This window comes from Pseudomonas sp. PS01299, assembly GCF_029960145.1.
In the GTDB taxonomy this organism is placed as follows: Bacteria; Pseudomonadota; Gammaproteobacteria; order Pseudomonadales; family Pseudomonadaceae; genus Aquipseudomonas; species Aquipseudomonas putida_A.
In genome coordinates this window covers 1-9374 of record NZ_JASCPO010000227.1, presented here as the reverse complement: position 1 = coordinate 9374, position 9374 = coordinate 1, and the positions used below count along the sequence as shown (strand labels likewise).

9 protein-coding genes are annotated in these 9374 nt (G+C 62.9%); all 9 read left to right on the top strand.

Annotated elements, in window-relative coordinates; all coding sequences use genetic code 11:
* The first annotated feature begins 229 nt into the window (after positions 1-229).
* From QMX91_RS25815 to QMX91_RS25775, 9 genes are read left to right on the top strand one after another with little or no spacing between them, the layout of a single operon-like run.
* The gene (locus QMX91_RS25815; protein WP_282413576.1) at positions 230-841 is read left to right on the top strand and encodes a transposase; all 612 of its coding nucleotides are present in this window, start codon (positions 230-232) and stop codon (positions 839-841) included.
* Positions 842-898: 57 nt separating this feature from the next.
* Positions 899-2497 (top strand): ShlB/FhaC/HecB family hemolysin secretion/activation protein, encoded by a 1599-nt coding sequence (locus QMX91_RS25810; protein WP_282413575.1) that lies wholly within the window; start codon positions 899-901, stop codon positions 2495-2497.
* Positions 2498-2509: 12 nt separating this feature from the next.
* On the top strand, positions 2510-4309 hold the full coding sequence (locus QMX91_RS25805) for a MotA/TolQ/ExbB proton channel family protein (RefSeq protein ID WP_223008533.1): 1800 nt from the start codon (positions 2510-2512) through the stop codon (positions 4307-4309).
* Positions 4310-4320: 11 nt separating this feature from the next.
* Positions 4321-4746: a biopolymer transporter ExbD gene (locus QMX91_RS25800; protein WP_003224462.1), complete on the top strand. Its 426-nt coding sequence runs from the start codon at positions 4321-4323 to the stop codon at positions 4744-4746.
* A 3-nt stretch (positions 4747-4749) separates the two neighbouring features.
* Positions 4750-5454 carry an energy transducer TonB gene (locus tag QMX91_RS25795; RefSeq protein WP_225138826.1) on the top strand — a complete coding sequence of 235 codons (705 nt, stop codon included), beginning with the start codon at positions 4750-4752 and terminating at the stop codon, positions 5452-5454.
* Positions 5455-5493: 39 nt separating this feature from the next.
* The gene (locus QMX91_RS25790) at positions 5494-7191 is read left to right on the top strand and encodes a putative porin (protein ID WP_282413574.1); all 1698 of its coding nucleotides are present in this window, start codon (positions 5494-5496) and stop codon (positions 7189-7191) included.
* Positions 7192-7209: 18 nt separating this feature from the next.
* Positions 7210-7839 (top strand): DNA repair protein, encoded by a 630-nt coding sequence (locus tag QMX91_RS25785; protein ID WP_282413573.1) that lies wholly within the window; start codon positions 7210-7212, stop codon positions 7837-7839.
* A 17-nt stretch (positions 7840-7856) separates the two neighbouring features.
* On the top strand, positions 7857-8327 hold the full coding sequence (locus tag QMX91_RS25780; protein ID WP_134786270.1) for a YbjN domain-containing protein: 471 nt from the start codon (positions 7857-7859) through the stop codon (positions 8325-8327).
* Positions 8324-9271, top strand: a complete 948-nt coding sequence (locus tag QMX91_RS25775) for a peptidylprolyl isomerase (protein WP_282413572.1) — start codon at positions 8324-8326, stop codon at positions 9269-9271. The genes QMX91_RS25780 and QMX91_RS25775 overlap by 4 nt, the downstream gene beginning before the upstream one ends.
* Positions 9272-9374 lie beyond the last annotated feature (103 nt).

The following is a 9374-nucleotide window of genomic DNA, read 5'->3' as shown; positions in this document are numbered from 1 at the left end:
AAGGCGTCCTGTCAGTCAGCATCTATTTGACTGGCACACCGCATTCGCGAGCAAGCCCGCTCCCACAGGGTTCTGTGTTGTCTGTCAAATCCCGATCAATTTCTGTAATGAAGCTTTTATGACAAAAGTTCGGTAGCACATAGCCAGTCCGGTCATGCCTATGTAACGCGCTTGAGGGGCCCAACGGGGCGCTTTTCACAAGCCGAGGCGGGACGCCGGGAGTGAGGCAATGGGGACTATGGAACGCTACTCGAAAGTTGGCATGCAGGAACTCGATCAGCGCCTGTCGAAGATCGTCGAGGCCGCGCGCAAGAAGCCGGTTTCGGTGTATCGCTACGGTGCGCCGTGGGTCTGGATCGTGTCGCAGGATGACTGGCAGGGTGCCTTGAAAGAGGTCTCCAGCTACATTCCGCCAGGCCATTCGCTGGTATTGCTGCGCCCGCAGATCGACGACTTGCTCGATGCCCATCAAGACCTGCTGCACGAACTCAATGCCGAGCCCGGCATGCTCATCCCCGCGCAAACCGTCATGCACATCCTGCTCCTGCAACTGCTGTATTCGGTGCCCAGCGAGCAGCAACTGTATGAACAGCTCAATTACAACCTGCTGTTCCGCTGGTTCGTCGGTCTTGGCCTGAACCAGAAAGTCTGGAGCTTCAACGTCCTCAGTCGTGACATCGCCACGCTGCTCAACAACCCGCGTGCGGTGCAGCTCATTCAGAAAATCATCGGCGAAGTGTTCTGCGGTGCCTTGCTGCAAATGCCCGAGTTCTCGTTGAACTTCGCGCTGCTGCACACCTGGCTCGGCAAGCACAGCGGTGCCTCGACAGTCAGCAACTGACGCAACACACAAGGCGCGCGACAGCGCCAACAGGTCATCGCGAATTCAGGGGGTAGTGTGGATCAGATTTTCACGTCACGGCTGGCGCTGTGGGGCTGGCTGCTGGTGACGGCCGGCGCGCAACCGGCACTCGCCGAAGAGGCCGCCCAAGGCGCAGCGCCGCAACGTCTGGTGGACGTCAACGAATACTTCGTGCGCGGCAACACCGTGCTCGACGCCCGGGCAATTGAAGAGGCGGTGTACCCGTTTCTCGGCCCGCAAAAAGCCATGAGCGACATCGAAGGCGCCCGCGATGCCTTGCAGAAGGCTTATCAAGAGCGCGGCTACCAATCGGTGTTCGTCGAACTGCCGGAGCAAGCGGTAGCGGACGGCATCGTCTATCTGCAAGTCAGCGAAACCAAGGTCGGCCGCGTGCGTGTGGTCGGCGCCAAACACTATTCGCCGCTGGACATCCGCGACAACGTCCCGGCGCTGAAAGAAGGTGAGGTGCCGGACTTCGCCAAGGTTCAGGGCGAACTGGCGCAGCTCAATAAAACCCCGGGCCGCCAGGTCATGCCGCTGGTGCGCGAAGGTCAACGCCCCGGCACCATGGACGTCGATTTGCAGGTCGAAGACCAGAACCCGTGGAGCGCCAGCGTCGGCCTCAACAACGATTACAGCGCCGACACCGAGAAACTGCGCGCCGTGACCAGCCTCGGCTACAACAACCTCTGGCAACTCGGCCACAGCATCAACCTGACGTACTTCACCGCGCCGCAGGACACCGACAACGCCAAGGTCTGGTCGGCTTCCTACACAGCGCCGTTGAGCGAGCGCTGGAGCGTGCAGTTCTCTGGTTATCAGTCCGACAGCAACGTCGCAACCATCGGCGGCAGTAACGTGTTGGGCAAGGGGCACTCCTACGGCGTGTCGGCGATCTACACGTTGCCGTCCAGTGGCAACTGGTCGAACTCGCTGTCGGCCGGTATCGACTTCAAGGACTTCGACGAGCGCCTGACCCTGTCCGGCGAGAGCGACAAGGTGCCGCTGAAATACGCGCCGTTCACCTTCGCCTACAACGGCTTCCGCTACACCGAAAAGAGCCAGCTCGGCCTCGGTCTGAGCCTGGTTGCGGCCACCCGCAGCATCTTCGGTTACGGCAGCTCCGACGAAGACTTCGACTACAAACGCTACCGGGCCAACCCGAGTTTCGCCGTGCTCAAGGGCGACAGCAACTTCACCTGGACCTTCGACAACGACTGGCAGAGCGCGAGCAAAGGCGCGTTCCAGCTGGCGTCGGGGCCACTGGTCTCCAACGAACAGTTTTCCGCCGGCGGCGCGACCTCGGTGCGCGGCTATCTGGCGGCCGAGCGCACCGGTGATGACGGCGTGCTGCTCAGTCAGGAGCTGCGCACCCCTTCGCTGGCGAAATACGCCGGCAGCTGGATGCAGGAATGGCGCTTCTACGCCTTTGCCGAAGGCGCGCAACTGTACCTGCGCGACGAACTGCCGGACCAGGACGCCAGTTACGCCCTGGCCAGCGTCGGCCTCGGCACCCGCGCCAGCCTGAGCAAATGGCTGTCCGGCAGCCTCGACTGGGGCTACCCGTTACTCGAAGGGCCGAACACCTCGAAGCAGGAGTCGCGCCTGCACTTCAACCTTCAAGCCACTTTCTAAAGGAGCACGTTCATGCAGCGCCTCATTCTTTCGTTGTTGATCTGCCTGGGCTTCGTGCTCCCGGCCACGGCGCAGGCCTGGTGGCAGGACGACTGGCATTACCGCAAACAGATCGCCGTCGACACCACGCCGCAGGGCGCCGGGATCAATCAGGCCCTCGGCCGCACCGCGTTGCTGGTGCGCCTGCACACCGGCAACTTCACCTTCGATGGCGTCAAGGAAGACGGCGCGGATTTGCGCTTCGTCGCCGCCGATGACAAGACCGTGCTTAACCACCAGATCGAAAGCTTCGATGCGCTGATGGGCATGGCGCTGATCTGGGTCGATGTGCCGAATGTCGAGGGCGGCCAGCGTCAGGACATCTGGATGTACTACGGCAACCAGAAGGCCCCGGCCACCGGCAACGGCCAGCTGACGTTCGATCCGAATTACACCGTGCTGTATCACTTCGACGGCGCCACCGGCACCCCGGCCAAGGACACCACCGCTTACGGCAACACCGCACAAAGCGCCACCGGCGCGGCGATTGACGGTGTAGTGGGGCGCGCCTTGCAGTTCAGCGGTCAGCCGTTGCTACTGCCGGCCAGTCCGTCGTTGCAGCACAGCGCCGGCAGTGCGTTCACCTTCAGCGCCTGGCTGCGTCTGGATCAGGCCAATGGCGAGCAACTGATCCTTGCCCGCCGCGAAGGCGCCAACAGCCTGCTGGTCGGGGTCAATCAAGGTGTGCCGTTTGTGGAGATCGACGGCCAGCGCGCCGTGGCCTCTCAGCCGCTGAACCCCGGCCAATGGCAGCACGTCGCGCTGACCGCCGAAGGTTCGAAAGTCAGCTTGTACATTAACGGTCGTGAGGGCGCGACGCTGGCTCAGGCGATGCCGGCGTTCAATTCGGTGATGGCGATTGGCGGCGATCTGACCGCTGGCCCGTACCAGCCGTTCGTGGGCGCCATCGACGAACTGCGCCTGTCGAAAGTCGCGCGTCCGGCGCCGTTGCTGCTGGCTGATGCGACCGCGCAAGGCGCCGAGTCGAAACTGGTGGCCTACGGCGTCGATGAAGAACAGTCCGGTTTCGGTTTCGGCAGCCTCGGTTTCCTGCTCAATGCGGTGCCGGTCGACGCCTGGGTGATCATCGCCGTGCTGGTGCTGATGATGTTCCAGTCGTGGATCATCATGCTGCGCAAGAACCGCACCCTCAGCCGCGTGAGCAAGGCCAACGAGGATTTCCGCGAGCAATTCGCCAAGGTCGGTACGCGCCTGGAGATGTTCGCCGACGACGCGCAACTCGCCCAGCGTCTGCAGCATTCGCCGCTGTGGCGCCTGTACGCGGTGGCGGTCAAGGAAATCCGTACCCGCCGCGAGCAGGGCGCCGATACCTCTTCGGTGTCGGCGGCAACCATTGAAGCGATCCGCTGCTCGATGGACGGCGTGCGTATCCGTGAGAACCAGGCGCTCAGCTCGAAACTCTCGACCCTGTCCAACGCCATCGCCGGCGGCCCGTACATCGGCCTGCTCGGCACCGTGCTGGGGATCATGGTGGTGTTCCTCGGCACGGCCATGGCCGGCGACGTCAACATCAACGCCATCGCGCCGGGCATGGCCGCCGCATTGCTGGCCACCGCCATGGGCCTGTTCGTCGCGATCCCGGCGCTGTTTGGCTACAACCGCCTGATCACCCGCAACAAGGAAGTCAGCGCCGACATGCGCGTGTTCGTCGACGAGTTCATCACGCGTCTGGCGGAGATGCACGGCGAGAGCCAGTTCAGTGAGTCGTCGCATCAGCGCGGTCATCACGCCAACCACTCCGTACCGGCCTGAGGAGCACTGCCATGGCGTCCGTAAATGCCTCCCACGACGATGACGAAGATGCAGCGGTGGACAGCATCAACATCACCCCGCTGGTCGACGTGCTGATGGTGGTGCTGGTGATGTTTATCCTCACCGCCACCGCGCAGGTCTCCGGGATCCAGATCAACCTGCCCAAGGCCAGCGCCTCGGTGTCGCTGTCGGAGGCCAAGACCAAAGCGATTTCGGTCAACGACGGCGGTCAGGTGTTCCTCGACGCCTACCCGGTGACCCTGGCCGAGCTGGAAGAGCGCCTGCGTATCGAGAAGGCGCAGAGCCCGGACTTCCCGGTGATCGTGCGCGGCGACGCCACGGTGCAGTACCAGAAGGTCATTGAAGTGCTGGATCTGTTGCGCCGGCTCGAACTGTCTCAGGTCGGTCTGGTGACCGGCAAACCGACGCAGGGCTGAGTGATGACCGCACAACTTCCGATCGAGCCGCTGCCGGTGAAAAGGTCGCCGATGCGCTTTGTAAAGTGGGGCGCCGGGCTGCTGCTCGGCGCGCTCGCCGCGTGGTTCCTGTGGCAGTGGGCCAATGACATGAGCGGCGTGCGCCGTGAAGCGCCGAAGGTGCCGACGATCATTCCGTTGCCGCCTCCGCCGCCGCCACCTCCGGAAAAGCCGCCGGAGCCGGAAACCCCGGTGGAAGAAAAAGTCATCGAGCCCGAACCCACGCCCGAGCCGCAAGAGGTCAAGCCCGAGGAAGAGGCGCCGCCATCGCCGGCGGACGATCTGGCCAACCCGATGCAAATGGACGGTGACGCGCAGAGTGGCAACGACGCTTTCAACATCGGCGCTGGCAAGGGTGGCGGCATGGCCGGTGCGGGTGGCGGACGCCTGGGCACCGGCACTTACAGCCAGTTCCTCGCGTTCACTTTTCAGCGCTTGCTGCGCGAGAACCCCGATCTGCGCAACCTCGCATTCTCGCTGCAGGCCGATGTGTGGCTGAGCAGCGTCGGCGAAATCACCCGGGTCGAGTTGGTCAAGTCCAGCGGCAAGCCCGAGATCGACACTCAGGTGCTGGCGGCGCTGCGTAACGCACCGCACCTGAGCGAACGGCCACCGGCCTCCATCACCTTGCCTGTGCGCCTGTCCCTGCAAGGGCGGCGTCCGGGTTAACCGAATTCATAAAGCTGTATGAAAAGGAGTTGTGTGCAGATGATTTCCAACGTGAATCGATTGTCCCTGGCGGTCGGCATAGTCATCGCGACCCTGGTCGGGCAGGCCGCGGCAGCGCCTGCGCCCTCGGAGAACGCCACGATCAATCTGATCCGCTTGCTGGTCGAGCAGGGCATTCTGAAACAGGACAAGGCCGACGCGCTCATCGCCCAGGCGCAGAACGAAGCCGCCCAGGCCAAGCAGGCAGCGGCTTCGACAGCGGTCGCAGCCGGTCCGGTGGCCGCACCGGGCGATGTGCGCGTGCAGTACGTGCCCGCCGCGGTGCGCGACCAGATCCGCGATCAGGTCAAGGCCGAGGTCATGGCCACCGCCAAGCAGGAAAACTGGGCAGCGCCCAACACCTTCCCGGACTGGGCGTCGCGTATCAGCTTCGATGGCGACATCCGCCTGCGCGATGAATCGCGCTACTACTCGGGCAGCAACAGCAACGAAATCGTCGACTTCGCCAAACTCAACAACAACGGCCCGTACGACGTGAACCCCAACAGCAGCACCAGCCTGCCGCCGTTGCTCAACACCCGTGAAGACCGCACCAATCAATTTCGCATTCGTGCGCGGTTGGGCATGAAAGCGGTGATTTCGCCGGAGTGGACCGCCGGCATCCGCATCGGCACCGGCTCGGACAACAACCCGGTGTCGACCACGCAGAACCTCGGCGGCGGATTTGCCAAGAAAGACATCTGGCTCGATCAGGGTTACCTGAACTGGAAACCCACGGATGAGCTGACCCTGACCGGCGGGCGCTTCGCCAACCCGTTCATGTCCACCGACATGCTCTATTCCAACGACCTGAACTTCGATGGCGTGGCGGCGATTTTCGACCACAAGCTCAACCGCGACTGGGGCGTGTTCGGCACCGTCGGCGCGTTCCCGGTGGATTACACCAACGACACCACCACCAGCAACGGTTTCGACAAGGAAGAAAGCGACAACAAGTGGCTCTACGGCGCGCAGCTCGGCGCCAAGTGGGCGATCAACAGCAACAACCGCCTCAAAGGTGCGCTGGCCTACTACCGCTTCGACGACATTCAAGGCCAACGCTCCAGCCCTTGCGAACCTTGGGCCGGCGCCCCGGGCTGCGACACCGATGGCAGCCGTGCGGCGTTCATGCAGAAGGGCAACAGCGTGTTCCTGCTGCGCGACATCACGCCGAACCCGGCCAACCCGACCACCACGCCGCAGCCGCAATTCGTCGGCCTGGCGTCGGAGTTCAACCTGCTCGACCTGAACCTGGTGTGGGACGCCGATCTGCCAGAGGACTTCAAGCTGCGCAGCCAGGGCAACTACATCCACAACCTCGGTTACGACGAAGGCGACATGCGCAAGCGCTCCGAGGGGCAGATCGTCAACAACCTCAACAGCAACGGCGAGATCGAAAGCGGCGCCAATGCGTGGATGGTGCAGTTCACCCTCGGCAACGCGCTGGACCTGAAGAAGCAGGGCGACTGGAACCTGTTCGCCGGCTACAAGTACATCCAGCCGGATGCCTTGCCTGACGGCTTCAACGATTCCTCGTTCCACCTCGGCGGCACCAACGCCAAGGGCTATTTCCTCGGCGGCAATTACGGTCTGGCGAAGAACGTCTACGCCACCGGCCGCTGGCTGAGCACCGAGGCGGTGTACGGCGCGCCGTTCGACATCGATGTCTTGCAGCTTGAGATCAACACGCGCTTCTAAGGCGCCGGGAGTACGGTCATGCACGCACGAGTTTTACTGTTGGGGCTGAGTTTTTTCATTGCACATGGCGCGCACGCCGAAGGCATGGAGGAGCGTCTGCGTACCCAGTTGCGCAGCACCACTCAGCAGTTGCAGGCCCTGCAAAGTCAGCAGGCCCAGGCCAGCGCCGCGCAACTGGCGGCGCAGAACGAGGCCAAGGCTGCGCAGGCGCAGATCAAGCAATTGACCGCTGAACTGGCCAAGGCCAAAGGCGTCGCCGAGCAGTTGGCCGGCCAGCAGCAAAGCCTGCACAGCCAGGCGCAAGCGCAAGTCGCCGCCAGCAGCGAACAGGTCGGCAAATTCAAGAAGGCCTACGACGAGTTGCTGGTCATGGCCCGTGCCAAAGAGGCAGAACGGTCTAAGCTTCAAGCGCAATTGGCTGAACGTGACACACAAGTGCAGCAATGTTCAGTCAAGAATCAGCAGATGTACGGCGTCGCCAAGCAGATCCTCAGCGCCTACGAAAACATCGATGTGGCCGAGGTGATGAAGATCCGCCAGCCCTTTGCGGGCAGCGCCCGGGTCAAGTTCGATGAGCTGGCCCAGGGGTTTGGTGACGAGCTTTACAAGACTCAATTTGACGCGCCGCAAGCTGCGCTCTCGCACTGATAAACAAGGAAGAAGTCATGACTCAATTGATCAGCCATGTGTCCCCACAATCCCTGACCGACGTCCTGCAAGCGGCCGGTTATCGCGTCAACCAGACCGAACAGAACGGCATCGTGCAGTTGCTCAGCGCCAGTCAGGGCATCGGTTATGCCGTGCGTTTCGGCAACCCGGCGGTGGAGCAGGGCAGTTACGTCGATTTCACTTTCAGCTGCGCGCTGCGGGTGCAAGGTGAGTTGCCACAGGGCGTGGCCGAACAGTGGAACGCCACCCGGCGTTTTGCGCGGTTGTCGTTGCAGGGCGAGTTTCTGGTGATGGAGATGGACGTGGTGCTGGCGGCCGGTGTGAGCCACGATCACCTGCGCGGCAATCTGGAATTGTGGGATCGCCTGTTGCAGGAGTTCATCGTCTACCTGCGTGATTTCAGCCAGGCCGCACAAGCTTCGACAGCAAAAGTCGCCACCACTGAGCAAGAGGAAGTCGCGCTGTGAAAAAGCCTGCCATGGTGATCGGCGCCGGGGCAGTGGCGCTGTTGGTGGTAGCCGTGGCGCTGGTGCTGCGACCGGGTGCTGACCCGGTTGCCGCCCAGCAATCGTCGCCGTTGGCGGCGGTTGCTGCGGGGCCTGCGGTGGCGCGGTTGGGCAATCAGCAAGTGACGCCGCAGGAGTTGCAGGCGCTGCTGGCGACCGTCCCGCCGGCGACTCGCGAGCAATTGCGCGGCAACCGTGAAGCGCTGGAGCGCTGGATTCGTGCGCGGTTGGCGGAAAAAGCCGTGTTGGAACAGGCCGACGCTCAGGGCTGGGCGCAGCGTCCGGACGTGGTGCGGCAAACCCGCGCGGCCACTGAGCAGATCGTCTTTCGCGATTACTTGCGCTCGGTCAGCACGGTGCCGGCGGACTACCCGAGTGCGAGCGAGTTGCAGCAGGCGTATGACGCTGGCAAGGGCAACTGGCAGACTCCGGCGTTGTATCGGGTGAGCCAGATTTTCCTCGCGGTGCCGGATGCCCAGAGTCTGGAAAACGTGCGCAAGCAGGCGACCGAGCTGAGCAAGAAGGCCCAGAGCACGCCGGCGGATTTTGCCGCGCTGGCGATTCAGTATTCGCAGGATCGGCAGACTGCCGAACGTGGCGGCGATAGCGGGCTGCAACCGTTGCAGCAACTGGTGCCGGAGCTACGGGGTGCGGTGGCGAAGTTGAAGGTCGGTGCGGTGTCCGAGCCGGTGCAGAGCGCGGCGGGTTTCCATGTGATCAAACTCACCGAACAGCAACCGGCACGTACTGCGACCCTCGACGAACTGCGCGACCAATTGACTCAAGCCTTGCGTGCGCAACGTCAGGAGCAGATTGCTCAGGCGTATCTGGACGGGATGCTCAATACCGCGACGTTGAGTATCGATGGGGCCGAGCTGAACAAGGTCCTCGAAGAGAAACGCTGATGGTGATTCACCGCAGATCCCGGGTGGGAGCGGGCTTGCTCGCGAAAGCGGTGGGTCATTCAACAAACAAGTTGGCTGGCATGGCCCCTTCGCGAGCAAGCCC